Annotated in this window: 19 protein-coding genes and 1 tRNA gene; 5 read left to right on the forward strand and 15 right to left on the reverse strand. The window is 72.0% G+C overall.

Annotation, left to right across the window (positions count from 1 at the left end; translation table 11 throughout):
* Positions 1-4: 4 nt before the first annotated feature.
* From ACFPIH_RS48145 to ACFPIH_RS48160, 4 genes are all read right to left on the reverse strand, one after another.
* The gene (locus ACFPIH_RS48145; protein WP_381173262.1) at positions 5-679 is read right to left on the reverse strand and encodes a DUF8185 domain-containing protein; all 675 of its coding nucleotides are present in this window, start codon (positions 677-679) and stop codon (positions 5-7) included.
* Positions 676-1,086, reverse strand: a complete 411-nt coding sequence (locus tag ACFPIH_RS48150) for an acyl-CoA thioesterase (RefSeq protein ID WP_381173263.1) — start codon at positions 1,084-1,086, stop codon at positions 676-678. Before ACFPIH_RS48150 ends, ACFPIH_RS48145 begins: the two co-directional genes overlap by 4 nt.
* Before the next feature lie 6 nt (positions 1,087-1,092).
* Positions 1,093-2,757 (reverse strand): energy-dependent translational throttle protein EttA, encoded by a 1,665-nt coding sequence (gene ettA / locus ACFPIH_RS48155; protein ID WP_381173265.1) that lies wholly within the window; start codon positions 2,755-2,757, stop codon positions 1,093-1,095.
* Between the two features lie 246 nt (positions 2,758-3,003).
* On the reverse strand, positions 3,004-3,294 hold the full coding sequence (locus ACFPIH_RS48160) for a hypothetical protein (protein WP_381173267.1): 291 nt from the start codon (positions 3,292-3,294) through the stop codon (positions 3,004-3,006).
* Positions 3,295-3,507: 213 nt separating this feature from the next.
* On the opposite strand from ACFPIH_RS48160, the gene ACFPIH_RS48165 reads away from it, so the two are divergent.
* Positions 3,508-4,389 carry a sigma-70 family RNA polymerase sigma factor gene (locus ACFPIH_RS48165; RefSeq protein ID WP_381173269.1) on the forward strand — a complete coding sequence of 294 codons (882 nt, stop codon included), beginning with the start codon at positions 3,508-3,510 and terminating at the stop codon, positions 4,387-4,389.
* An 89-nt stretch (positions 4,390-4,478) separates the two neighbouring features.
* Complete coding sequence (locus ACFPIH_RS48170; RefSeq protein ID WP_381173271.1) at positions 4,479-4,949, forward strand: carboxymuconolactone decarboxylase family protein; 471 nt, start codon at positions 4,479-4,481, stop codon at positions 4,947-4,949.
* Positions 4,950-4,997: 48 nt separating this feature from the next.
* Here the strand turns inward: ACFPIH_RS48170 and ACFPIH_RS48175 are convergent, their stop codons facing one another.
* The 4 genes from ACFPIH_RS48175 to ACFPIH_RS48190 all read right to left on the reverse strand — a co-directional run bounded on the left by ACFPIH_RS48175 (position 4,998) and on the right by ACFPIH_RS48190 (position 11,324).
* The gene (locus ACFPIH_RS48175) at positions 4,998-6,539 is read right to left on the reverse strand and encodes a TQXA domain-containing protein (protein ID WP_381173273.1); all 1,542 of its coding nucleotides are present in this window, start codon (positions 6,537-6,539) and stop codon (positions 4,998-5,000) included.
* A gap of 267 nt (positions 6,540-6,806) precedes the next feature.
* Complete coding sequence (locus ACFPIH_RS48180) at positions 6,807-7,283, reverse strand: single-stranded DNA-binding protein (protein WP_381173275.1); 477 nt, start codon at positions 7,281-7,283, stop codon at positions 6,807-6,809.
* A 237-nt stretch (positions 7,284-7,520) separates the two neighbouring features.
* On the reverse strand, positions 7,521-9,695 hold the full coding sequence (locus ACFPIH_RS48185; protein WP_381173277.1) for a YfjP family GTPase: 2,175 nt from the start codon (positions 9,693-9,695) through the stop codon (positions 7,521-7,523).
* Positions 9,696-9,698: 3 nt separating this feature from the next.
* Positions 9,699-11,324, reverse strand: coding sequence for a dynamin family protein (locus tag ACFPIH_RS48190; protein ID WP_381173279.1), 1,626 nt, complete (start codon positions 11,322-11,324; stop codon positions 9,699-9,701).
* 321 nt (positions 11,325-11,645) lie between these two features.
* On the opposite strand from ACFPIH_RS48190, the gene ACFPIH_RS48195 reads away from it, so the two are divergent.
* Positions 11,646-11,718: transfer RNA gene (locus tag ACFPIH_RS48195), tRNA-Arg, on the forward strand.
* A 332-nt stretch (positions 11,719-12,050) separates the two neighbouring features.
* Here the strand turns inward: ACFPIH_RS48195 and ACFPIH_RS48200 are convergent.
* The 3 genes from ACFPIH_RS48200 to ACFPIH_RS48210 form a co-directional block, all read right to left on the reverse strand.
* Complete coding sequence (locus ACFPIH_RS48200; protein ID WP_381173281.1) at positions 12,051-12,578, reverse strand: hypothetical protein; 528 nt, start codon at positions 12,576-12,578, stop codon at positions 12,051-12,053.
* A 78-nt stretch (positions 12,579-12,656) separates the two neighbouring features.
* Positions 12,657-12,953, reverse strand: coding sequence for a hypothetical protein (locus ACFPIH_RS48205; protein WP_381173283.1), 297 nt, complete (start codon positions 12,951-12,953; stop codon positions 12,657-12,659).
* A gap of 329 nt (positions 12,954-13,282) precedes the next feature.
* Entirely contained in the window at positions 13,283-15,475 is a 2,193-nt protein-coding gene (locus tag ACFPIH_RS48210) for an MMPL family transporter (RefSeq protein WP_381173285.1), read from the reverse strand.
* Positions 15,476-15,733: 258 nt separating this feature from the next.
* On the opposite strand from ACFPIH_RS48210, the gene ACFPIH_RS48215 reads away from it, so the two are divergent.
* On the forward strand, positions 15,734-17,017 hold the full coding sequence (locus tag ACFPIH_RS48215; RefSeq protein WP_381173287.1) for an FAD-dependent oxidoreductase: 1,284 nt from the start codon (positions 15,734-15,736) through the stop codon (positions 17,015-17,017).
* 31 nt (positions 17,018-17,048) lie between these two features.
* Complete coding sequence (locus ACFPIH_RS48220; RefSeq protein WP_381173289.1) at positions 17,049-18,284, forward strand: cytochrome P450; 1,236 nt, start codon at positions 17,049-17,051, stop codon at positions 18,282-18,284.
* Positions 18,285-18,341: 57 nt separating this feature from the next.
* On the opposite strand, the gene ACFPIH_RS48225 is transcribed toward ACFPIH_RS48220, so the two are convergent.
* The 4 genes from ACFPIH_RS48225 to ACFPIH_RS48240 all read right to left on the reverse strand — a co-directional run bounded on the left by ACFPIH_RS48225 (position 18,342) and on the right by ACFPIH_RS48240 (position 23,920).
* Positions 18,342-19,580 (reverse strand): MFS transporter, encoded by a 1,239-nt coding sequence (locus tag ACFPIH_RS48225; RefSeq protein WP_381173292.1) that lies wholly within the window; start codon positions 19,578-19,580, stop codon positions 18,342-18,344.
* Positions 19,581-19,690: 110 nt separating this feature from the next.
* A complete protein-coding gene (locus ACFPIH_RS48230) occupies positions 19,691-21,283 on the reverse strand; it encodes a phosphopantetheine-binding protein (RefSeq protein WP_381173295.1) in 1,593 nt (530 codons plus the stop codon).
* Complete coding sequence (locus ACFPIH_RS48235; RefSeq protein WP_381173298.1) at positions 21,273-22,865, reverse strand: class I adenylate-forming enzyme family protein; 1,593 nt, start codon at positions 22,863-22,865, stop codon at positions 21,273-21,275. Before ACFPIH_RS48235 ends, ACFPIH_RS48230 begins: the two co-directional genes overlap by 11 nt.
* The gene (locus ACFPIH_RS48240) at positions 22,862-23,920 is read right to left on the reverse strand and encodes a ketoacyl-ACP synthase III family protein (protein WP_381173301.1); all 1,059 of its coding nucleotides are present in this window, start codon (positions 23,918-23,920) and stop codon (positions 22,862-22,864) included. The genes ACFPIH_RS48235 and ACFPIH_RS48240 overlap by 4 nt, the downstream gene beginning before the upstream one ends.
* Positions 23,921-24,036 lie beyond the last annotated feature (116 nt).

Raw genomic sequence — 24,036 nt, forward strand, 5'->3', positions numbered from 1 at the left:
CGGCTCAGCGGACGCTGAAAGCAGGCATCCCGAGTCCCGCCCCCGCACGCCGTACGGCGACCGATCCGTACGGCGTGCGCAGCCGCAGCCACGCGCCCGACGAGAACAGGGTCACCGGTGCCTCGGCGCGCAGGAAGCCCAGGGACTGGGCGGCGTGCAGGGCCCGTACGGGCAGCCCGGTGGCCGCGACCGTCCGGGACCATATCTCCCGCCCGATCCGGTCGAGTTCGGCCCGGGTACGGTTCTCGGGCGCCAACTCCTCGCTGCGGCGCCGGAATTCACCGACGGCCGCGCCCACGGTGGCCCGTAGCGCGTCGGGGGCCGGCAGCCCGGTCTCGGGCCGCCATCCGCCGCGGGGCGGCAGCACCCCCGCCCACGGAGGCCCGGTGACGGCCGCGGGGACCTGTGCGGTGGCCGCGGTCTCGTCCACCGTCTCCAGCAGCTCACCGGCGGACACGGTCACGTCGAGGGTGACGTCGAGTCCGTCCTCGTACGGCTTGGCGAGCCGCGCCGTACGGATCGCGAGCACCTCGAAGGACGGCGGCCGGCCGAACACGGCGAGCGCCGTCCCGGCCGCCTGCAGGCGTACCGCTGCTCCACGGTCGTAGTGGAGCAGCCGGGAGAGGAAGGCCGCGAAGTCCGCCGCCTCCCCCTCGTCGGCGAGGTGGAGCGCGGTCATGCGGCGACGGCCTTCTCGGCGTCGTCCCGGTACTCCGCCAGGAACTCCTGCTCATCGGCGGTGAGCCGGCGCGGTCGCTGCTCGGCGAAGTCGTACGGCACGACGACCGTGGACGCGCGGACGTAGACGACGTCCCCGTCCTTCACCTCGTAGGTGATGGTGAAGGACGCGGCCTTTGTCTCCGTGACCCACAGCTCGATGTCCACGGGGGTGTGCCGGTGGACGAGCTGCCGTTTGTAGTCGATCTCGTGGCGCGCCACCACGGACCCCTGCTGGAAGTTCTTCTCCGGACGGAACAGGAAATCGATACGGGCTTCCTCCAGGTAGCGGAGGAACACCACGTTGTTGACGTGGCCGTACGCGTCCATGTCCGCCCAGCGCAGTGGGCAGCGGTAGATGTGGCGCAAGATCGATCAGCCCCGGGTCAGCTTCTTGTAGGTGGCGCGGTGCGGACGAGCGGCATCCGCACCGAGTCGCTCGATCTTGTTCTTCTCGTACGACTCGAAGTTGCCCTCGAACCAGAACCACCGGGACTCACCCTCGTAGGCGAGGATGTGCGTCGCCACGCGGTCGAGGAACCACCGGTCGTGGGAGACGACGACGGCGCAGCCGGGGAACTCGAGGAGCGCGTTCTCCAGGCTGGACAGGGTCTCGACGTCGAGGTCGTTGGTCGGCTCGTCGAGGAGCAGCAGGTTGCCGCCGAGCTTGAGGGTGAGCGCGAGGTTGAGGCGGTTGCGCTCACCGCCGGAGAGCACGCCGGCGGGCTTCTGCTGGTCGGGACCCTTGAAGCCGAAGGCGGACACGTACGCCCGGCTCGGCATCTCGACCTGACCCACGTTGATGTAGTCGAGCTCGTCGCTGACGACGGCCCACAGGGTCTTCTTCGGGTCGATGTTCTCGCGGCTCTGGTCGACGTACGAGATCTTGACGGTCTCGCCGACCTTGATGGTGCCGGAGTCCGGGGCCTCCAGGCCCTGGATCATCTTGAAGAGGGTGGTCTTGCCGGCGCCGTTCGGGCCGATGATGCCGACGATGCCGTTGCGCGGGAGGGTGAAGCTCAGGTCCTCGATGAGCACCTTGTCGCCGAAGGCCTTGCCGAGCTTCTCGACCTCGACGACCACGCTGCCCAGCCGGGGGCCCGGCGGGATCTGGATCTCCTCGAAGTCCAGCTTCCGCATCTTGTCGGCCTCGGCGGCCATCTCCTCGTACCGGGCGAGGCGTGCCTTGGACTTGGCCTGCCGTCCCTTGGCGTTGGAGCGGACCCACTCCAGCTCTTCCTTGAGCCGCTTGGCGCGCTTGGCGTCCTTCTGGCCCTCGACCTTGAGGCGGGCGGCCTTGGTCTCCAGGTACTTGGAGTAGTTGCCCTCGTACGGGTAGAGACGGCCCCGGTCGACCTCGCAGATCCACTGCGCGACGTTGTCGAGGAAGTACCGGTCGTGGGTGACGGCCACGACGGTGCCGGGGTACTTGGCCAGGTGCTGCTCCAGCCAGTTCACGGACTCGGCGTCGAGGTGGTTGGTGGGCTCGTCGAGGAGCAGCAGGTCGGGCTGCTCGAGGAGGAGCTTGCAGAGCGCGACGCGGCGGCGCTCACCACCGGAGAGGTTGGTGACGGGCCAGTCGCCGGGCGGGCAGCCCAGCGCGTCCATGGCCTGCTCCAGCTGGGCCTCGAGGTCCCAGGCGTTGGCGTGGTCGAGGTCCTCCTGGAGCTTGCCCATCTCGTCGAGCAGCGCGTCGGAGTAGTCGGTGGCCATCAGCTCGGCGATCTCGTTGAACCGGTCGAGCTTGCCCTTGACCTCGGCGACTCCCTCCTGCACGTTCTCCAGGACGGTCTTGTCCTCGGTCAGCGGGGGCTCCTGCTGGAGCATGCCGACGCTGTAACCGGGGGTGAGGAAGGCGTCACCGTTGGAGGGCTGCTCGATACCCGCCATGATCTTCAGGATCGTCGACTTGCCGGCGCCGTTCGGGCCGACGACGCCGATCTTCGCCCCCGGCAGGAAGCTCGTCGTCACGTCGTCGAGGATCACCTTGTCGCCGTGCGCCTTACGCGCCTTGCGCATGGTGTAAATGAACTCAGCCAAGAGAAACCGTCCGGCAGTTTGAAATCTGGCAGTGGGCAGATACACCCCATCTTGCCTGACCGCCACCCTCGGGTGTTAACCCGTTTGGTGGGGGGCGGCTGACCTGGGGGTTCGGGGTCGATCACTGGCACGCCCGTTGTCAGTGCCTGCGGCTGTGGTCTCGAGCGCGCGGTCGGCTTCCGGGGGTTCCAGCTCCGTAGGGCGGTCTGCTCATGGGAACGAGGACGAGACAGTCGCGCGTACCGCCTACGGGCACCGCAGGTCGTGGGGCAGGTCGCAGACATCGCCGCGTATGTGCAGCCTGCGAAGGTCCTGGACCGGTCCGAAGGGGTAGGGATGCATCGCCCACTTGGCGCGATAGCCGGCCTCGCCATGCTCCCGGAGCACAGTGTGGGCCGCGTCCAGAACAGCGTGAGCGAACACCGGACGCGGCTGGACCGACTGCCAGATCACCGTGCCGTCCGAATCCGGATGGTCAGGGCTGACGGCGACGTCGGGGAACTCATGGACGGTCACGTTGATCACGCCCTCCGACATGCGGAGGACCCAGCGAAAGCGATCGGCTTGGTGGACTGCCGGTCTGCGTTCAGGGGGTTCGCCTGCGTTTGTGAGGGCCAGGTCGCCTGCCGATGCTCGCGGGCGGTCGGGGGGCTGTGGGCTGGGGTTTTGGTGGGGGCTCGGGTGTCGGTTACCTCGGGGGTTCCGGGTGCGTCATGGGTGGGAGGGGATTTGGGCGAGGAAGGTGAGGACATGGGCGGAGTAGGCGCGGGGGATGCTCTGGCGGGGGAGTTCGAGGCGCAGCGGGGGCGGCTGGTGGGGGTGGCCCATCGGATGCTCGGGTCTCGGGCGGACGCCGAGGACGCGGTGCAGGAGGCGTGGCTGCGGCTGGCGCGGCAGGACCCGGGCACGATCGACAACCTCGCCGGCTGGCTGACCACCGTGGTGGGCCGGGTCTGCATCGACGTGCTGCGCTCGCGCAGGGCCCGGCCCGAGGCGTCGTACGACGACCGGCTGCCCGAGCTGGTGGTGACCGAGGACGACGGCACGGCGCCCGAGGAGGACGCGCTGCTCGCCGAATCCGTCGGGCTGGCGCTGCTGGTGGTGCTCGACACCCTCGGTCCCAGCGAGCGGCTGGCCTTTGTGCTGCACGACATGTTCGCGGTGCCGTTCGCGGAGATCGGCGAGATCATCGGCAGGTCCACGGACTCCACCAAGATGCTCGCCAGCCGGGCCCGCAGAAAGGTGCGGGGCACACACCGTCCGAGCGACGAACGGCGGCGGCAGCGTGCGGTGGTCGACGCGTTTCTCGCGGCGGCGCGCGGCGGGGACTTCGAAGGGCTGCTGCGGGTGCTCGACCCGGAGGTGACATGGCGCTCCTACAGCGCGCGTGGCGTGGTCGACAGGGTGGGCGCGGCCGAGGTGGCCGTCAGGGTCCAGCGCGGGGTGCGGGCCGTGGTGACCGCGCGTCCCGCCCTGGTCAACGGTGAGTCCGGGCTCGTGGTGTGGGCCGCGAGCGGCAGGCTGCTGGGTGTGATGGCGTGCACCGTCGTCGACGGCCGGATCGTCGAGATCCTGTCCGTGAACGACCCGCGGCGCCTCGCCTCCATTGATCTCCCGGCACGTCCCGAGTAGCGCCGTGGAGCTGTTACGTCGTGGCGGGCCCGTTCGTCGAAGGAGGTGGAAGCGCGACGAACCTCGGCGACAACCAAGGAGAGATCTTCATGCAGGCTCGGCTCAACGCCCTCGGCACCCGGATCGCACCGAAGATCGTGAAGCACCTCGTCTCGACGGACAAGGTCCTGACCGACTCGACGCTGCCGAAGGCGACACAGGAACTGGTGAAGATCCGCGCCAGCCAGATCAACGGCTGCGCGGGATGCCTCGACATGCACACCAAGGACGCCGCACTCGCGGGAGAGACTCCGGTACGGCTGCACCTGGTCGCGGCCTGGCGGGAGGCGACGGTCTTCACCGACGAGGAGCGGGCGGCGCTGGAACTCGCCGAGCAGGGCACCCGCCTCGCCGACGGCAGTGGTGTCACCGACGAGGCATGGGCCAACGCGGCCAAGTACTACGACGAGGAGCAGCTCACGGCGCTGGTGTCCCTGATCGCCCTCATCAACGCCTTCAACCGGCTGAACGTCATCCTCCGCCAGCCCGGGGGCGACTACCAGCCCGGGCAGTTCGGGTGACGGGAGGTCCCGGCACGGGTGCAGGCTCCGTGATGCGTTCCGCGTACGTCAGTCGCGGGCCTCGTTCTCCTTGCGGGCCACCAGGAGGAGTGCCGCGCCGCCGATGACCACCAGGCCGATGGCCGTGCCCGCGATGAGCGGGGTCGCGGAGGAGCCGCCGGTCTCGGCGAGGTTGGTGTCGGTGGTGTCGGAGGCGGTGCCGCCCACCGTGGCGGGGCTGGGCTCGCTGAGGGTCTGGGTGGTCAGGTTGGAGATCTCGGCGGTCTGGGTCTTGCAGTCCAGTACGCCGGTGAAGCGGCTCTCGGTGCCCTGGGGGCCGGTGATGGTGAAGTCGTAGGCCTGGTCCTCCTGGAGGGGGATCGTGACCGTCCGGGACGCCGCCGCGGGGATGGTGTAGGTCATCCCCATCAGGTCGAAGGTGAAGGCGGCATCGCCCTGGTTGGCCGCGGAGAGGTCCACACCGGCCCCAGCGCAGTTCTTGGCCGCGGACAGGGCCGGTACGGCGCCCTGCTTCGCCCAGGTCGCCGTGACCGTCGCCGACACCGTCGACTCGCTGGAGCCGGCCAGGATCTGGGTCTGGCTGCGGCTCTCGGCGGTGAAGGCGCGGCCCACGGGGATGGTCGTGGACGCCTGGACGGTCAGTTCGGCGGAGCCCGGGTCGGCGTCCTCGGGGATGTCGAAGAAGAGCCGGCTGCCGTTGCGCGCGGAGGTGATGGCCTTGCCGTCCTCGCCGACGATCCGTACGCCGTCGGCGGCGGCGTCCGTCGGCGGGGTCACCGTGACCGCGTCCGCGTCGGTGTGCACCGTGACCGGTCCCAGCAGTTCGCCGGGCCGGCCCGAGACGGCGCCCGTGTCGAGGGCCAGGGACGCGGCCGGTTCGGCTGTGTCGCGCGCCGCCTTGTGCAGGTAGTCCGCGAGTTGCTCGGCCTGCGGGTCCACGGCGACGACGTCCGTGTCGTCCGAGTAGCGCCAGATGGCCACCTGGGTGCCGGCCGCCGCGTCCTGCTCGGTGAGGCCGCCGGTGATGCCGGCCTTCCTCGCGAGCGAGGCGAGGTCGTTGACCTGCGGGTAGGAGTTCTGCAGGATCCAGCGGATCCGGCCCGCGTCACCGTCGGCGCCCAGCGAGCTGCCGCTCCAGGGCGTCTCGTCGTACTTGGCGTCCCGCTGTGTGGGGTTGTGCAGGTCGACGCAGTAGGTCTGCAGGGTGCCGCCGCCCTCGACGGACATCTCGAACAGGCCCGCCGAGACCTCCGTGTCCCCGGCGTCGCCGTGGATCACCGCGGCGCCGTACGTCTTGAGGCCGTCCATGGACGCGGTGGCCCCGCCCTCGCTCCGCGCCACCCCGGCCACGACACCCGTGTCCCCGGCGGCCGTGTCGCCGACGCCCGTGCCCCCGGCGGCCGAGTCACCGGCCCCCGTGCCCCCGGCGGCCGTGTCGCCGACCCCCGTGTCGTCGGCGGCCGAGTCGGCGACAGCCGTGCCCGCCGAGGCGATCACGCCGGCCGCGACGAGCCCGGACACCAGCGTCGCCGCGGCGAGACGGGCCGCGGCACGCCGGCGCGCGAACGGCACGGAGAGCGAAGAAATCACGCAATTCCCCTTCGAGCAGGACCCGTTGACGTGGGGGGTTACGGTCCCACAGGCAGAATCGGAAAGCTCATGAGCCAGGTAGGCATCAGCTATGACCGGCATCCTAGAGACGCCGCACAGCGCACTTCCCGGTCATCTCATCCGATCGCCGATCCGAATCGGAATCGTTATCCCCAAGATCGACTACGAGTCCCGCACGCGCTCGGCTTGTCGACAAATGCACTTGCCATAGCGGGACATCGGGCTGGATCCGCCGATAAGCCAGGTTCAGACAGCGGCGGTTGCCGGCTCGGACTGCTCCGTGTCCGCCGTCGAGTCCTCGGCCGGGGTCTCCCAGTCCGGCTCCGGGCGGGGCGGTGACGCGGCCGTCACCGCCGGCTCGGGCTTGGCCGAGCGGCGGAAGAACGACGTCCCCCTCGTGATGTCGTGACCGATCGCCACCGCGTCGATGTCCGCCGACGCCCATCCCTGCTGGCCCTCGCGCACTTCCGTGCGCACCTTCAGCCTGCCCCGCACGATCACCGGCTCGCCCACGTTCAGCGAGGCCGCCACGTTCGTCGCCAGCTGGCGGTTGGCCCACACCGTGAAGAAGTTGGTGTGGCCGTCGGCCCAGGTGTTCTTCTCGCGGTCCCAGTAGCGGGCGGTCACGGCCAGCCGGAACCTCGCCGACGGTCCTGCCGCCAGTTCCCGGTAGACCGGCTGCGTCGCCACGTTTCCGACCGCGCACACCATCGTCTCGTTCATGTCCTGAACCCCTCCCGACGCGCGTACGGGACCGCCCCGTACGGCTGCTGCGGCTGCCGCGTCCCTCGCGACCGCCGTGCAGCCAGACTGCCTCCGCCGGGGCGGTCCCGCTCAGCGCTGTGGATCACCGTCCACCTGTGGAAAACCCCGCCACCCGGACGAGTGAGCCGCGCCCCCGTACGGACGCATCACCCCAGACACACAGCCCCACACACGGACTCACCCCCATACGCGGACTCACCTCATCCCCGCACCCACCCCCACCACCCTTCCGTACTGCTCGCGTACCTCCCGGTACCGCAGCAGCTCCGCCGCCAGCGGGTCGAGGACCCGGGCCCGGCCGCACCCTGCGGCGGCCTCCCGGAGTCGCCGTTCCGCGTCCTGGCCGTACCGCCGGGCCGGGCCCCGCGCCGCCATCCGGCAGCTCCACTCCACCAGCGGGCCGCCGACGATCCCGGCCACCATCAGCAGCACCGGAACCCCCAGGTTCGGTGCCATGACCCCGGCGATCTGGCCCACCAGCCACAGCCCGCCGACCACCTGGAGGAGCGTCATGGCCGCCTGTGCCAGGACCGCCGCCGGCCACCAGCCCGGCCGCGGCGGGCGGCCCGACGGCAGTCCGGCCCGGCCGGCCAGTTCGTCCAGCGCCTCGGGCAGCCCCTGGGCGCCTCGTACGGCCGCCTCGCGCACCGCCTGCGCCCAGGGCGAGGGCAGCCCCGACGAGGCACGGTCGGACACCGTCCGCACCGCCTGTTCGACGCGCTGGCGGGCGGTGGCCTCCTCGTCGGCCTGGGTGCGGACCTGGAACCGGCCGCTGGGAGGCTCACGCCGGTCCTGGTACCACCGCCACAGCCGCAGCCACGGCGTCCCGCACGCGCGGTTGGCGTTGCGCAGCCAGGCGCGTTCGGCGGCCTCACCGGCCGCGGTGGCGCCGACGGCGTCCGCGAGCCGGGCGGCGAACTCGTCCCGCGCCTCCTCGCTGAGCCCGGTGCGCCCGCCCGTGACGTAGACCGGCCGCAGCCGGGCCGCCGCGGCGTCCACGTCGGCCGCGACCCGGCGGGCCGCCGCGCCGCGCTCCCCGACGAACTGGCCGAGCAGCTCGCGCAGTTCGCCGATGCCGTCCCCGGTGAGGGCCGACACCGCGAGCACCGTGGCGCCCGGTTCGCCGTACTCGCCGAGTGCGATGCCGTCCTCGTCGAGGAGCCGGCGCAGGTCGTCGAGGACCAGCTCGGCGGCCTCGCCGGGCAGCCGGTCGACCTGGTTGAGGACGACGAACATGATCTCGGCGTGGCCCGCCATGGGCCGCAGATAGCGCTCGTGGAGCATCGCGTCGGCGTACTTCTCCGGGTCCACGACCCAGATGACGGCGTCGACGAGGGCCAGGATCCGATCGACCTGCTCACGGTGCTGTACGGCCGCGGAGTCGTGGTCGGGAAGGTCGATCAGGACCAGTCCGCGCAGCTGGGCCTCCCCTTCCGGGGTCTGCACAGGGCGCCGCCGCAGCCGTCCGGGGATGCCCAGGCGGTCGATGAGGTTCGCGGCGCCGTCGCTCCAGCTGCACGCGATCGGCGCGGCGGTCGTCGGGCGCCGTACGCCGGTCTCCGAGATGGTCACCCCGGCGAGCGAGTTGAACAGCTGGGACTTGCCGCTGCCGGTCGCGCCCGCGATGGCGACGACGGTGTGCTGCCCGGAGAGCTTGCGGCGCGCCGCCGCCTCGTCCAGGACCCGGCCCGCCTCGAAGAGCGTCCGGCTGTCCAGACGGGTACGGGAGAGGCCTACGAGCTCGCGGAGCGCGTCGAGGCGGGACCGCAGGGGACCGTCGTAGGCGAGCGGGATCGGGGGCAGGGAGGTGCCGCCGCCCGACCGGATCTCCGCCGCCACGATGTGCTGGGCGGCGGCCGTCTCCTCGGTCACCCGGCGCGCGATGAGGCCGTCGTCCCAGGCTTCGGCGGGGTCCGCGGGGGCCACGGGGGGCTCCGTCCCAACCGGGGCGCCCGCGCGTGCAGGGACGTCCATGCGCACAGGGGCGCGGGGGCGGGTGCGGCCCGAGGTTCCCGCCCAGGGGTCGACGAGGTCCGCGGAGGGCTCCGTACGCGCGTGGGCGGCCCCGTCGGGTTCCTCGGCGGGCTCGGGGGGTGTCTCCGCCCGGTCCGGGGCTTCCTGGGTCTCGCGCTCCGCCCGGGGGTGTCCGGCGGACGGCGTGTTCTCCGCCGCCCCCCGGGCGTCTGCCACGCACTCCCTCGAGCCAATATGGTCCGCGCGATCCGAGTTACCAGGATTATCCGAGTTTTCTGGGTTCTCTGGGTTCTCTGGGTTCTCTGGGCTTCCTGACTCTTCTGAATTGCTCGCGTTATCCGAGTTGCCTGAGTGGTCTGAGTGATCCGTGTGGTCCTGGTCAGTGACGGCGGTCACCGGTCACCTCTCCTTCAGCAGTACGGACAGCGCGGCGATGAGTTCGGCCTGGGGTTCGGCGTGGACGTCGAGTCCGTCGAGGGGCGCGAGACGGCGTTCGCGTTCGTTGTGCATGACGCGGTCCAGGTGTTCGGCGAGCAGCCGTCCGCCGCGGTCGCGCAGCCGCAACGCGCCGTGCGCTCCGAGGCGTTCGGCCAGGCCCTCGCCGGCGACGCGGGCCCGGCGCCCGCCCAGCAGGGCGGTGGCGACGAGGGCGGCGACCGCCTCGGGGTCGGGCGCCGCGCCGCGTTCCATGGCGCGCACCTCGTCCTCGGCGTACTCCTCCAACTCGCGCCGCCACCGTCGTACGGCCATGCCGATACGGTGTTCCGCGCTGTCGGGGATGCCCGGGTGGTCCGGTGTGGAATCGCGGTCCGTCAGCTCCGGTGCGTCGGAGGCCGGTTCACGGCGCCACGCCTCCTGTACGCGTTCGTCGGCGGCGGTGACGGCGCACAGCAGGAGGGCGCCGAGGCTCTCCACCAGGGCGTCGAGGAGTTCGCCGGCGGTGCAGTCCAGGGGGAAGGCCCGCCAGCGCTTGAGGGCGTCCCCGGCGAGTACGGCGCCGCTCTGCAAACGGCCGCGTACGCGCGCGTACTCGCTGTCGTACGCCCCGTCGACGGCCGTGGTGAGCCGCAGCGCGGCGGCGTACTGCGCGGCGGCGGCGCCGGCCAGTTCGGGCATACGGGACTTGAGGGAGTCGAGGACGCCGTGGGCGGTGCGGGCGAGGACACCGCGCCGGGCGGCGGGGTCCTCGGCCTGGTGGACGAGCCAGGCGCGCAGCGGCGCCACGGCGGTCGCGGGCAGCAGCCCGCCGCCCCAGGCGGACTCGGGCAGTTCGGGCACGGTGAAGCGGGGTACGTCGCCCAGGCCGGCCTTGGTGAGGAGGGCGGCGTACTGCCGGGACACCTCGCCGACGACCTGGTGGGGGACGCGGTCGAGGACGGTGACGAGGGTGGCGTCGTACTCCTTGGCGGTGCGCAGGAGGTGCCAGGGGACGGCGTCGGCATAGCGGGCCGCCGTGGTGACCATCACCCAGATGTCGGCGGCGCAGATCAGTTCGGAGGCCAGGACGCGGTTGTCGGCGACAAGGGAGTCGACGTCGGGGGCGTCAAGGAGTGCGAGGCCGGGCGGGAGGGTCGCGGCGGTCTCGATGCGCAGGGCGCGGCGGCCCTCCTCGCCGGGGAGCAACAGGTCGTCCGAGGGCTCCTGGTGGGGCACCCACACGCGCGTGAGGTCGGGCAGGACGCGCATGCCGCTGAACCAGTGGTGGTCCTCCGGGTGGCAGACCAAGACGGGGGTGCGGGTGGTCGGGCGCAGCACGCCGGCCTCGCTGACCCGTTGTCCCACCAGGGAGTTGACAAGTGTTGACTTTCCGGCGCCGGTGGATCCGCCGATGACGACCAGAAGTGGCGCTTCGGGCTGTCTGAGGCGGGGCACCAAGTAGTCGTCGAGCTGGGCGAGCAGTTCGTCGCGGTTGGCACGCGCGCGTGGCGCTCCGGCCAGGGGCAGCGGGAAGCGTGCGGCGGCGACACGGTCGCGCAGGGCGGAAAGTGCGTCGAGCAGCTGAGGCCGTACGTCCAAGGTCACCACATGCGAAGAATGCCCAATTTTAGGGGATTTATGAAGCATATAGGCATGTCTGCGCGCCGATAGGACACAAGGGACGGAAGGTGCGACTGGGACACCGCCACAGTCCAGGCATAACGAGTGCACAACACCCGGGGTTCGAGGCGGCAAAAGCGGTGCACGATTCGCACCTGCCTGCGATTATCAGGACCGCTTCACCGAACCTCCACATTGAGCCACGGAGGCGAAGCAACCGGGACAAGGAACCGGGAGCCCTATCCTTGTCCCCGGCAACGTCACGGATCGGCCCACACCCGGGCAGCACGTACGAGGCCACCACACCCGGCCCCCGTAGCTCAGTGGATAGAGCAGGCGCCTTCTAAGCGCTTGGCCGCAGGTTCGAGTCCTGCCGGGGGCGCAAGTCTCCGCCCTCCCTTTGGGAGGGCTTTTTACTGGTCAGAGCGGGTTTCACTCGCCACGACGAGGCCCCGGACACTCCCCCGACGATCAAGGAGAGGTTCCGGGGCTGTCCGACTTTCACCGGGTTTTCGCGGGTGACCGTGTCGAATACGTGTCGAAGCTCTCGGCGAGAGGCCTCAGCCCGCGTCGGGCAGCTCGCGGAGATCCCCCGCGGCCTCCAGGCGCCATTTCAGGCCAGGCAGCTGCCCCTCGGCGCACCGAGCGTAATCGGCCAGCAGCACCGGCACGCCGTTCCCGGCCCAGTCGGCCACCTGAGCGGGCGGGAGCCCTTCATCGAGCCACTTCGTGAGGCGCGCGTGCCGGCTGTCGTACACCCGCCTCCGGTGGGCGACTCGAAGGCGTGCGGGGGCCGGACGGCCTTGCGCGCACTGCGCCACGCGCGGCGGATGACCGATCCGGCGGGAAATGCCGCCCGCCTTCCCCCTGAAACAGCAGGTCACCGGGCTTGAACTGCTCGTCCTCGATGTGCTGCCGCATGATGCGCGTCAGGGCGGGATGCCCCGGCGCGGTGCGCGTCTCGCCCTCGGCACGGCCCTTCAGGTCACGTTCCTCGTGACTCTCTCCGGTGTCGGTCCACCGCTTGCCGACCTCCGGGGTCGCGGTGTGGATCAGCAGCTCGCACCACTGGTCCCCGGCGTCGGAGCTGGGAAACGTCACGTTCTGCACGCGCATGGCTACGGCTTCTTCCGGTCGCAGACCGCAGAAGTTCAGCGTGGCGAAGAACGCGCGCAGCCGCTTTCCTCCACGGGGCCGGCGCCGGATCCAGTCGAGGAGGGCCGCCGCCTGGTCCGCGTTCATCAAGGACCGCTTGTCGACGGGCCGCCGCCTGCTTGCCGTCGAGGCGCGACGTACCCAGGGCGACAGCTGAACTGGTGCCTACCAGCCAGCCGTGCCTCGACTCTCCTGGTCCTCGGCCAGGCCGATGGCGAAGGGGAACGACTTCAGGAAGTCGCGCCTCGCAGGGTCTTGCTCCGCTTCGGCCAAGTCCGCGAGCACCTGCACGAGTCGCTCGCGTTGGCCGGAGGGCAGGCGCAGCAGTTCTCCGCCGACGCTCTCCATCATCTTCACCGCGGAATCGGGATCCACCTCCTCATCCCCGCAGCTCTCCAGCCACCACACGACATCGACGAGCACGCCGGTGAGTGCCGGCACGAGCGGATCCCTGTCAGTCATGCGTGCAACGTAGCCGAGCCCTACGACAGCGCCCCGTGAACCGGTGAGTTCATGACTGCCTGCTCCGCTAGGGTCCGCCGCATGACCAACGACGCCCCGGCCTGTCCTGATTGCGGCCGGCCCATGGAGTCCGGTGGCTTCGTACTGTCCCGGCGGGAGGACGACGGCCGACGAGCCTGCCGGTCGCTGTGGAGGTGTACCGGTCGGCATGTCTGGTGGGGCTGGGCCGACCGGCCGGAGGAGCCATTGGATGCCTGCCCGGTGCCGCAGCTGTTCCGCTGACATCAACGGAGCGGTGAGGCTCTGGCGGGGCGCTCTTCGTGTGGGGGTCAGAGGGCCGAGGAGGATGCCTTTTCCGGGAGGGGGGCGGCCGGGGGCGGCGCCGGGGTGTGTTCCATGCGGTCCAGGTGGAGGGCTCGGTGGAGGGTGCGCAGGAAGGGTGGGGACCACCAGTTGGCGGTGCCCAGGAGGGCCATCAGGGAGGGGACCAGGAGGGCCCTGACGACGGTCGCGTCGATGAGGACGGCGAAGGCCGCGCCCAGGCCCAGTTCCTGGACGAAGACCAGGCGGGACAGGGCGAGCGCGCCCACCGGGACGCAGAACAGGATCGCCGCCGAGGTCACGATCCCGCCGGTGCGGGACAGGCCGTGGGCCACCGCCTCGCGGTCGTCCAGGCCCTGGGAGCGGGCCTCCTTGATGCGGCTGAGGAGGAAGACGTTGTAGTCCGTGGACAGGCCGAAGGCCAGCGCGAAGACCAGGACCGGGGTGGTGGTCTCCAGCGCGTTCTGGGCGGGCAGGCCCAGGTTGCCGTCCTGGAAGACCCAGACCAGGAAACCGAACGCCGCGCCCGTCGAGAGCAGGTTCATCAGCAGGGCCTTCACCGGCAGCACCACCGAGCCCGAGAACGCGAAGAGCAGCAGCAGGGTGACGCCGACCAGGATGCCGGCCGCGAGCGGGATGCTGTCGGCGATGCTCTCGCGCTGGGCCAGGTAGTCCGCCGTCGTGCCGGTGTAGCGGGCGGGGTGGGGCGGGGTGAGGTTCTGTACGTCGGCGACCGCGTCCTTGGAGGTCTCGTCCAGGGGGTTGTGGGTCAGGACCGCGTCGATCTCCCAGTGGGTGGCGTCCAGGCGGAAGGGGGTGCCGGCCGACTCGATGCCGGGGATCGCCGCGACGCGGTCCGTGTAGTCGGTGAGGCGGGAGGCGTCCGGCGTTCCCTTCGTGTCCAGGACGATCTGGAGGGGGGACGTGGCACGGGCGTCGTAGTCCTTGTCCATGACGGCCGCCACCCGGCCCGCGCTGGTCTCCTCCGGCAGGACCGTGGGGTCGACGCCGGTGAAGCGCACGCCGAGCAGCGGTGAGGCGATCGTCAGGAGGACGGCCGTGGCCGCCAGCGCGAAGACGGCCGGGCGGCGCATCACCGTGCGGGCCAGCCGGTACCAGCGGCCTTCGGCGCGCGCCACGCCGGCCGTGCGCTGCCAGCGGCGCGGGGCGAGGGAGTTGATCCGCCGGCCGAGGAGGGCGAGGAGGGCCGGGAGCCCCACGAGGGCGAACAGGGCCGCCGAGACGACCGTGACGACGCCCGCCAGGCCCATGGAGCGCAGGTAGGGCTGCGGGAAGGCGAGCAGGGCGGCGAGCGCGGCGGCGACCGTGAGGGCGCTGAAGAGGACGGTGCGGCCGGCCGTGGCGACCGTACGGAGGATCGCTTCGGCGCCCGGGCCGCGGTCGGCGAGTTCCTCGCGGTAGCGGGAGACGATCAGCAGGCCGAAGTCGATGGACAGGCCCAGACCGAGGGCGAAGGCCAGGCTCATCGAGCCGGTGGAGACCTGGGTGAACTCCGTGGCGACGCGCAGGCCCGCCATCGTGAGCATGAGCGAGACGACTCCGCCGAGCAGCGGGATCAGGGCGGCCACCAGTCCCCGGAAGACCAGGAAGAGGACGATCAGGATGACCGGCATGGCGAGGAGTTCCGCCTGGGCGAGATCCTCGTCGGAGACCTCGGCGACCTGGACGTGGCCGGGGGTGGCGCCGCCGAGCCAGGTGCGCCCGCGCAGGGCGGGGTCGTCCTCGATCGCCTCGCGCAGTTCGTCCGTGGCGCGCACGCTCTCCTGGTCCGTCAGCGGTCCGACGGCGCCCACGACCACCGTGCTGCGGCCGTCGCGGGCGATCAGCGCGGCGCCGCCGGTGGCCGACGTGTAGTCGACGACCTGCTCGACCTCGGCGCGGGAGCGGAGCAGTCCGGCGGCGGCGGTGACGGCCGCCGGCGGGGCGGTGTCCGCCGTGACGCGTTCGTCGGTGCGGACCAGCAGGACGTAGCCCTGCTGGGGGTCGGTGCCGGTGGCCTTCCCGATGATCTCCCTCGCCGCGACATTGCCGCCGCCGGGATCGTCGTAGTCGGACAGACCGTTGGAGAGGCGCTCGGACACGCTGCCGCCGTAGGCGGTGGCCAGCGCGGTGACCAGGAGGGCCAGCAGGAGTACGGCGATCCGTCGGCGGTGCAGGGCCGAACCGAGAGCGGAGAACATGGGGCTTCTTTTCCTTCCACCCGTGTGGGGGCTTACGGGTACGCGCGGGCCGCGACGGCCAGCGTCCGGCAGGGCGCTGAAGAACCGCTGTAGTCCCGGTGAGGGCGGGCCGCGCGGGCGCAAGGGGGGCTTTAGTCGCGATTCGCAGCATGCGGGGGTCAGCCAGTAGGACGACCTCTCCCCGACCCACGGGGCCGACGTGCAGGAGGGAAGCCCGTGACCGGATCTGCGGGAGCCGAAGGATCAGAGAGTGGGGCGGTGATCCACGCCCAGGTGTGCGTCATCGGCGGCGGGCCGGCCGGGATGACGCTCGGTCTGGAGCTGGCCCGCCGGTCGGTGGAGGTCGTCGTGATCGAGCAGAGCGGGCACTTCGACCGCTCGTTCCGCGGCGAGTCCATCTCCCCCGACTCGGTGTGGCTGCTGGACCGCCTGGGCATCCTGGACAAGGTCCGGGACAGCACCCTGGAAACCCGGCGGATGCAGATCGTGGACGGCGGCCGGGTGGTCCTGGACGCCGACTTCTCCGCGTTCGACCAGCCGTGCCGCTACCCGATGGAGCTGCCGCAGCCGCCGCTGCTGACCGCGCTGTCCGAGGAGGCCGCCGCGCTGCCCGGGTTCACCCTGCTGCGCCGCGCCACCGCCGTCGGGCTGCTGCGCGACGGTGAGGCCGTGACCGGCGTCAGGGTACGCGGCCCGGAAGGGGACCTGGAGGTGCGCGCCGCGCTGACCGTGGGCGCGGACGGACGGTTCAGCAAGGTGCGCGACATGGCCGGGCTGCCGTACGAGAAGATCCCGCTGGAGCGGGACTTCGTCTGGTTCAAGGTGCCGGTGCCGGAGGTCTGGGACCCGCACACCTACCGGGTGCGTATCCGCGGGGACCGGCACGGACTGTTCATCCCCACCGTGCCCGACCTGGTCCGGGTCGGCTTCAACATCCCCAAGGGCGGCCTGCGCGAGATGCGCAAGCAGGGCCTGGGCGCGCTGTACGAGCGGATCGACGAACTCGCCCCCGAGATCTCCGAGGGCGTACGGGCGTCGGTCACCAGCTGGTCCGACACCTCCATGCTCGACATCTTCACCACGGTGGTGCCGCGCTGGTCGATGCCCGGCCTCGTCCTGATCGGCGACGCGGCGCACACCCTCACCCCGGTGCTCGGGCAGGGCGTCAACCACGCCATCACCGACGCCGTGATGCTCGCCCCGCTCGTCGCGCCGGTCCTGCGCGGCGGCCCCGGCAGCCCGGGCGGCCGACGGTCCGACCTCCTGCGCGCCACCGAGCGCTTCCAGCGCGAACGGGAGCAGGCGGTGGCCCGCTCACGCGGCCTCCAGCTGCGCCAGGAACGGGCGTTCGCGCTCTCCGGCACGGTTCCGGTCGCGCTGCGCAGGCTCACGTACCGGCTGGTGAGCGCCAATGGCGCGCTCAAGCGGCGGATCGTCTCGGGCATCTACTACCCGCTCCAGGAGGCGCACCGCAGTGGGCGCACGGTGGTGCGGGTCGCGACCCCCTCAGCACCTGTTCCGTCCGTCCCCTCCGACGTCTGACACAGACGTCTGACACAGAGGATCCACGACCATGACCGCACAGCCCGAGACCGCGCCCGAGACCGCCCCCGAAGAGACCGACGTCCGTCCCTACCCCTTCGACCGGCCCTCCGCCATGCAGCCCTGCCCGGTCTACAAGAACCTGCGCGAGACCTGCCCGGTGTCCCGGGTGAGGATGCCCAGCGGTGACAACGCCTTCCTGGTGACGACGTACGACGAGGTCCGCACCGTCCTCTCGGACCAGCGGTTCAGCCGGGCCGCCACCCTGGAGGACGGCGCTCCACGGCTCGCCGCCGCCCCGCAGAAGTTCAAGAGCCTGCTCAACATGGACCCGCCCGAGCACACCCGGGTGCGCAAGCTGGTCTCCCGCGAGTTCACCGCCCGCCGGGTCGCGGCGCTGCGCCCCCGCATCCAGGAGCACACCGACGCGCTGCTGGACGCGATGGCCGAGCACGACGGCGGCCCGCTCGACCTCATCCCCGCCCTCGCCTTCCCGCTCCCGGTGATCGTGATCTGCGAGCTGCTCGGCGTGCCCTTCGACGACCGGGAGAAGTTCGCGGCCTGGGCCACCGCCTTCCTCGCCACCACCTCCCGCACCAAGGACGAGATGCTGGAGGCCCAGATCGGGCTGTTCACGTACCTCTCCGAACTGGTCGAGGCCAAGCGCGAGAAGCCCGGCGAGGACCTGCTCTCGGCGCTCGTCCAGATCCACGACGAGGACGGCGACCGGCTCAGCCACGAGGAACTCATCTTCCTGGGCATCAGCCTGCTGGTGGCCGGCCACGAGACCACGGTCAACCAGATCGCCAACAGCGTGGTCGCGCTGCTCACCCACCCCGAACACCTGGCCGCCCTGCGCGCCGAGCCGGAGCTGATCGGCAACGCCGTGGAGGAGATGCTGCGCGCCTACCCGCCCGGCGACGAGGCGCTGCTGCGGATCACCACCGAGGACGTGGAGCTCGGCGGTGTCGTCATCCCCGCGGGCAGCGCGGTGCTGCCGGGCCTGGCCTCGGCCAACCGGGACGGCCGCCAGTTCACCGCCCCGGACGAGCTGGACTTCCGCCGGCCGGCCAACGCGCACTTCGCCTTCAGCCACGGCCCGCACTACTGCATCGGCTCCGGCCTCGCCCGTCTGGAGCTCCAGATCGCCGTCGGCTCGCTCGTCCAGCGTTTCCCGACCCTCCGGCTGGCGGTCTCGCCGGAGGAACTCCCGCGCCCGCACGGCATGTTGGTGCACGGCATCACCGCACTGCCCGTCACCTGGTGAACCACCGCACAGACCACGGCTCCCGGTCGGATCATCCGACCGGGAGCCGTGGTCTGTTCACCTGTCCCGTACGACGAACACCGACGCGACCGCCGCGCCCAGCGCCACCGGTATCGCCGACAGCAGCAGGATCTCGCGGCCCGGGACGTCGAGGGCGAGGAGTCCGCCGCCCACCGCCGGGCCGATGATGGAGCCGGTACGGCCGAGCGCGGCGGCGTAGGCCACACCGGTCGTGCGGGACGCGGCGGGGTACATGGTGACCGCGAGGGCCGTCTGGCCGAGGACGCCGGCGACGATGCCCGCGCCGGCCGCGGCCAGCATCAGCAGCAGCGGCCCCCTGCCGAAGTGCTCCTGGGAGGTCGCGACGAGGAAGACGACGGCCAGCAGCGCCATCCCGGTCAGCGCGCGGGGCGTACCGAAGCGCGAGCACAGCGGGATCATCACCAGTCCGCCGACCACACCGCCCACGGCGATCATCGACACGCCCACCGGGGCCTGCTCGGAGGTGAAGCCGTAGCCGCGGGTGAGGAGGGTCGGGAGCCAGGTGAGGAGGCCGTAGTTGGTCGTGTACATCAGGAGGGCGAACGACCAGAGGAGTACGGTCCCGACCGCGGTTCCCGGTGCGAACAGCCGGCGTACGGAGGGGTCCGCCGCCGTCGGCGTACGCGCGGTGACGGGCGCGGTGCGGGGCAGGGCGCGCACCAGGAACGGCACCAGCAGCGCGGGGATCACGGCACCCGCCCAGAACACGGACGTCCAGCCGAACGCCTCGATCAGCGGCGTGCCGACCAGGCCCCCGGCGACCGCGCCGACGGCGATCGCCAGGACGACCGCGACGCTCACCGACTCCCGCCGGGCGGGCGGCACATGGTCCGCGGTGAGCGCGACGCACGCGGGCAGGACGACGCCCAGGCCGAGCGCGGTGGCCAGGCGGGCCACGCTCAGCAGCACCACCGAGTCGACCGCGTCCACCGGGACGGTGAGCGCCGAACCGGCCGCGAAGATCACGGTCCCGGTGACGATCAGGTTCTTGTGCCCGAAGCGGGCGGCCGCGCGCCCCGAGCACACGTACCCGATCACCACGCCCAGGTTCGTGGCGACGAGGGCGGGCGTGAACGCCGACTCGTCGAGCTTCCACTCGTCGGCGAGCGTGGGGACGACGAAGCCGAGCGAGGAGGTGTCGAATCCGTCGAGGAAGATGGTCAGGAAGGCGAGGACGACGATCCGCCTGCCCGGCGGTCGCGCCTGCCGCTTCCCGGTGTCGGCGTCCATGGGGCGCCGGTGAGTGGTGGTCATGCGATGCACCTCGGGTCGGTAGGGGTTCGATCGGTAGGGGTTCGGACGCACGTCGACCCGGCGGGCAGCGACTCTGCCCGCCGGGTCGGCCTCGATGCCGGTGCGGGCGGTCAGGCCCGGTGGCCCGCGGCCTGCGCGCGCAGCGCGGACACCACGGCCCACAGGGAGGTGGGGGTGGCGAAGGTGTCGGCGACGAGCTGCTCGTCGGGGATCGAGACGCCGTACGCCTGCTCGACCTGGACCAGCAGCTCCACCATGGCCATGGAGTCCAGGCCGGCCGCCTTGAGGCTGCTGTCGGTGCGCAGCGGGCCCTTGGCGGCGAGGCGAGGCAGGGTCTGGTGCAGGAGTTCCTCGTAGGTCTCGTCCCAGGGCACGGCCGTCTCGGTCGCGGTGTCGGTCATGGCGGTGGTGTCGTCCTTCGCGGCGGTGGGCGGCGCCACCGGATGGCGGCGCAGTTCCAGACGGGTGGTGGAGACGACCTCGCCGCCGTCGACCAGGAGTTCGGTCGGCGCCGGGTGGCCGAGGAAGCCGAGGAGGCTCGCTGAGATGCCGTACGCGCCGACGTTGGGGAAGGCCAGCAGGTCGCCCGGGCGGATGCCGGGGAGCGCGGCGGCGCGGTTGAGGACGTCGGCCGGGGTGCAGAGGGGGCCGGCGAGGGTGATCGTGCCCTCGCCCGTCTCCCCCGGGCCGCTCAGCGGAGTCGCCTTCAGCGGCAGCAGGCGGCCCAGGCCCGACAGCCCGCCGAGGTGGTTGATACCGGAGTCGAGGACGGCGTACGCGCTGCCCCGGCTGTTCTTGACGTCGGTGACGCCGGTGACGAGGACTCCGCTGTCGCCCACCAGATAGCGCCCGGACTCGAAGGCGACGACGGGTTCGCCGTCGCGCCAGCCCGGGAGGTGCTCGTCGAGTACGGCGGTCAGGGCGGTGCGCAGGCCCCGGTAGACGGGGCGTTCGCCGGGGGTGGCGTACGGTGCCGCGAAGCCGCCGCCGAGGTCCAGCAGGTGCAGCGGGATGCCGAGTTCCTCGCGGAGCTGGGCCGCGGTGCGGACGCTCTGGGCGAGTTCGGCGGCGAGGCTGTCCTCGTCGCGGGCGTTGGTGAGCGGGAAGAAGTGCATGCCGACGATGCGGGTGCCCGGCGTCAGCAGGCGGGCCTTGTCCGCGGCGAGGTCGTCGAGGTCGAAGCCGAACTGGGAGGGGCCGCCGGTCATGCGCAGGCCGGCCTCGCCGGGGGCGCCGGCCGCGTTGATGCGGAGCACGCAGTCGGCGGTGACGCCCTGGGCGTGCGCGGCGGCGCCGATGCGCTCCAGGTCGCCGAAGGACTCGGCGGAGAAGGTGTGCAGCCCCGCGGTGATCGCCTCGTCCAGCTCGGCCGGGACCTTGCCCGGGCCGGAGTACATGAGCTCGGCGGCGGGGTGGCCCGCCTCCAGGGCGGCGGCGAGTTCCCCGCGTGACGTCACCTCGGCGCGGGCACCGCCCCGGCGCAGCTCGGCGACCAGGCCGGGGTGCGGGTTGGCCTTGAGCGAGTAGTAGATGCGGCTGGGCTGGGGCAGGGCGGCCCGCAGATCCTCGAGCGCGGTGCGGACGCGGGCGAGGTCGTAGACGTAGAGCGGGGTGCCGTGGCGTGCTGCGAGCCCGCGCAGGGCCGAGGCGTCCGGGGGGCCGGTGGGGCTCCGGTCGTGGGCGTCGTAGGCGTCAGTGGGCATCGGTGGTGTCCTCCACAGCGTCCTCCACGAGCCGGCGGCGCAGCTCCTTGCGGTCGGTCTTGCCGTTGGGGGTGAGGGGCAGGGCGGGCAGGATGTGGCAGATGTCCGGGACCTTGGCGGGTTCGAGGCGGTCGCCGAGGCGGGCCAGGACCTGCTCGCCGGTCAGCCGGTCCGTCTCGCCGACGGCGAAGAGGACCATGTCGCGGTCGCCCTCGGGGACCAGCAGCGCGGCCTCCCGTACGCCGTCGATGTCGAGTACGGCGGCCTCGATCTCGACGGAGCTCATCCGCGAGCCGCGCCGCTTGAACAGGTCGTCCTTGCGGCCCCGGAAGTAGACGTGGCCGTCCTCGTCGAGATAGCCGTAGTCACCGGTGTGGAGGGTGACCCCTTCGGGGCCGGGGCGGAAGCGCAGGGCGGTCGGCTCCGGGGCGCGCCAGTAGCCGGCCATGACGTGCGGGCCGCGCACGCAGAGCTCGCCGATCTCGTGGGGCGGCAGCGGGCGGCCGTCGTCGTCGAGGGCGAGCACCTCGGTGCCGGGCAGCGCGGGGCCGACCGAGCCGGGGCGGGCCAGGTCGCCGTCCGCCTCGAGGATGGTGATCCGCTTGCACTCGGTGGTGCCGTACATGGGGGCCACGGACGCGCCCGGGAAGGTCTCCCTGAGCTGGGCGATGAGCGGGGCGTTGAGCGCGGCGCCGGTGTTGGTGAACAGGCGGACACCGGTGGGGCGCGGGTCGCGCCCTGCGAGCCGGACGAGCAGTTCGCCGAGCGACGGGACGAGCGGGACGATCGTCGCGCCGTGGTCGCGGACGAAGCCGAGCAGGCGGGCGTGGTCGGCCGGTCCTGACAGCAGCAGCTCGGAGCCGGAGAGGGCGCAGAGCAGGATCTGGTAGAGGCCGTAGTCGAAGGAGAGCGGCACGGCGGCCAGGACGACGTCGTCCGGGCGGTAGTGCAGCCGGGCCTGGATGGCGCGGGCCGCGAAGACGACCGGGCCGTGCGGGCAGGCGACCGCCTTGGGGGCGGAGGTGCTGCCGGAGGTGTAGATGAGCAGGGCGAGGCGGTCGGCGGGCACCTCGACCTGGGTACGGGCCTCCGGGTCGGCGGGCCCGGACAGGTCGAGTTCCGTGGCGACCAGGACCGGCACGTCGGAGGGCCAGCTCAGCCCCTCGGCGCCCGCCCGCTCCGCGCTCTCCACGACGATCAGCGAGGGCGCGGAGTCGGCGAGCACCGCCTGGAGGTGGAATGCCTTCATGCCGGGGTTGATCGGGACCAGGACGGCGCCCTGCCGCCAGGTGCCGTACAGCAGGGCGGTGAACTCGCGGATGCTGCCGACCCGGGCCAGCACCCGGTCGCCGGGCTTGATGCCGTGGCCGTCCAGGACGCGGGCGAACGCGTCGGCGGCGGCGTCGAGTTCGGCGTACGTCCACACGCCGTGCCGGTCGCGTACGGCGGGGGTGTGGGGGCGGTGGGCGACGGGCGCGGTCAGGAACACCTCGGCCGCGTTGTCGACGCGGGGGGCGGTCTCGGTGCCGACGGCGTCGTCGATCAGGGCCGAGGGCGGGAAGGACGTCAGCAGGTCGGTCATGACCGCGTCTCCTCGTGGTGGGCGGCGGGCGTCTGCCAGGCGGGCTCCTCGGTGATCTCCAGCACCGCGCAGGTGGAGGTGAAGCCGGAGCCGGCGCCGATCAGCAGGACCGTGTCGCCGGTACGCAGTTCCCCGCGCTCGGCGAGGTCGTTCAGGCCGGCGAACTGGTCGCCCGCGCCGAGGTGGCCGCTGCGCCGGGCGAACTCCCAGCTGGTGCGGTCCTCCTTCAGGCCCAGCACGGTGCCGGCCTGCCACTCCATCTTGCTGCGGCCACTGGCCGGGATCACCGCCCAGGTGATGTCCTCGCGGGTCTTCCCGGCGTCCGCGAGCGCCGCGTCCACGGCGGACACGGCGACGCCGACCAGGCGCTGGGTGGCCTCGCGGAGGTTGCCCTCGTGCTGGAGGAAGTGGCCGAGACGCTCGGCGAGACCGAGCGGCTTCTCGGTGGGCAGCGGGGTGAACCCCGGGCCCCGGGTGACCACTTCGAGCGAGTTGTCGGCGCGGGTCGCGGTCGACAGCAGGCGCGCGAAACCGCCCTCGTTGGAGAGCAGCAGCGCGGTGCCGCCGTCGCCGTAGACGATGCCGGCCTCGTCGCGCCAGCGGTCGATCAGTGGCTCGCCGAAGCGGTCCGCGGTGGTGAGCATCGCGGCGGCCGGGCCCGGGGTGGTGGCCAGGTGGCGGGCGGCGAGATCCATCGCGCCGGTGCCCGCGTTGCACTCCTGCTTCAGCTCGAACGCGGGGACGCCCCGGCCGAGCGCCTTGTCCGCGACGTACGACGCCACCGGCCACAGGGTCTGGCCCTGGAACCAGACGTAGCTGTGCAGCAGCAGGCTCACGGTCTCCGGGTCGACACCCGACCGCTTGAGTGCGGTGGTGGCGGCCTGGACCGCCATGTCGGGCGGTGCGACCTCCTCGTCGGCCACCCGGATCGACAGCAGTTCATCGGCCTCGAACTGCTCGGCGTCGTAGACGCCCGCCTCCACGGCCGCGCGGGTCGGATACGGCTCGGGGAGCCAGGATCCCGTCGCGGCCACGTAAACGCTTTCCCAGCGCATGGTCCTCCCATCGTCGGTGGCTCATCTCTCGATCCGGTCTCGGTCCGGCGTGGTGATTCCGGTGTGGTGATTCCGGTGTGGTGTCGGGAGATCCGCCCTCGCGAGGATCGTGCGGG

This window comes from Streptomyces vulcanius (assembly GCF_042653945.1).
GTDB classification, from domain to species: Bacteria; Actinomycetota; Actinomycetes; order Streptomycetales; family Streptomycetaceae; genus Streptomyces; species Streptomyces mangrovi.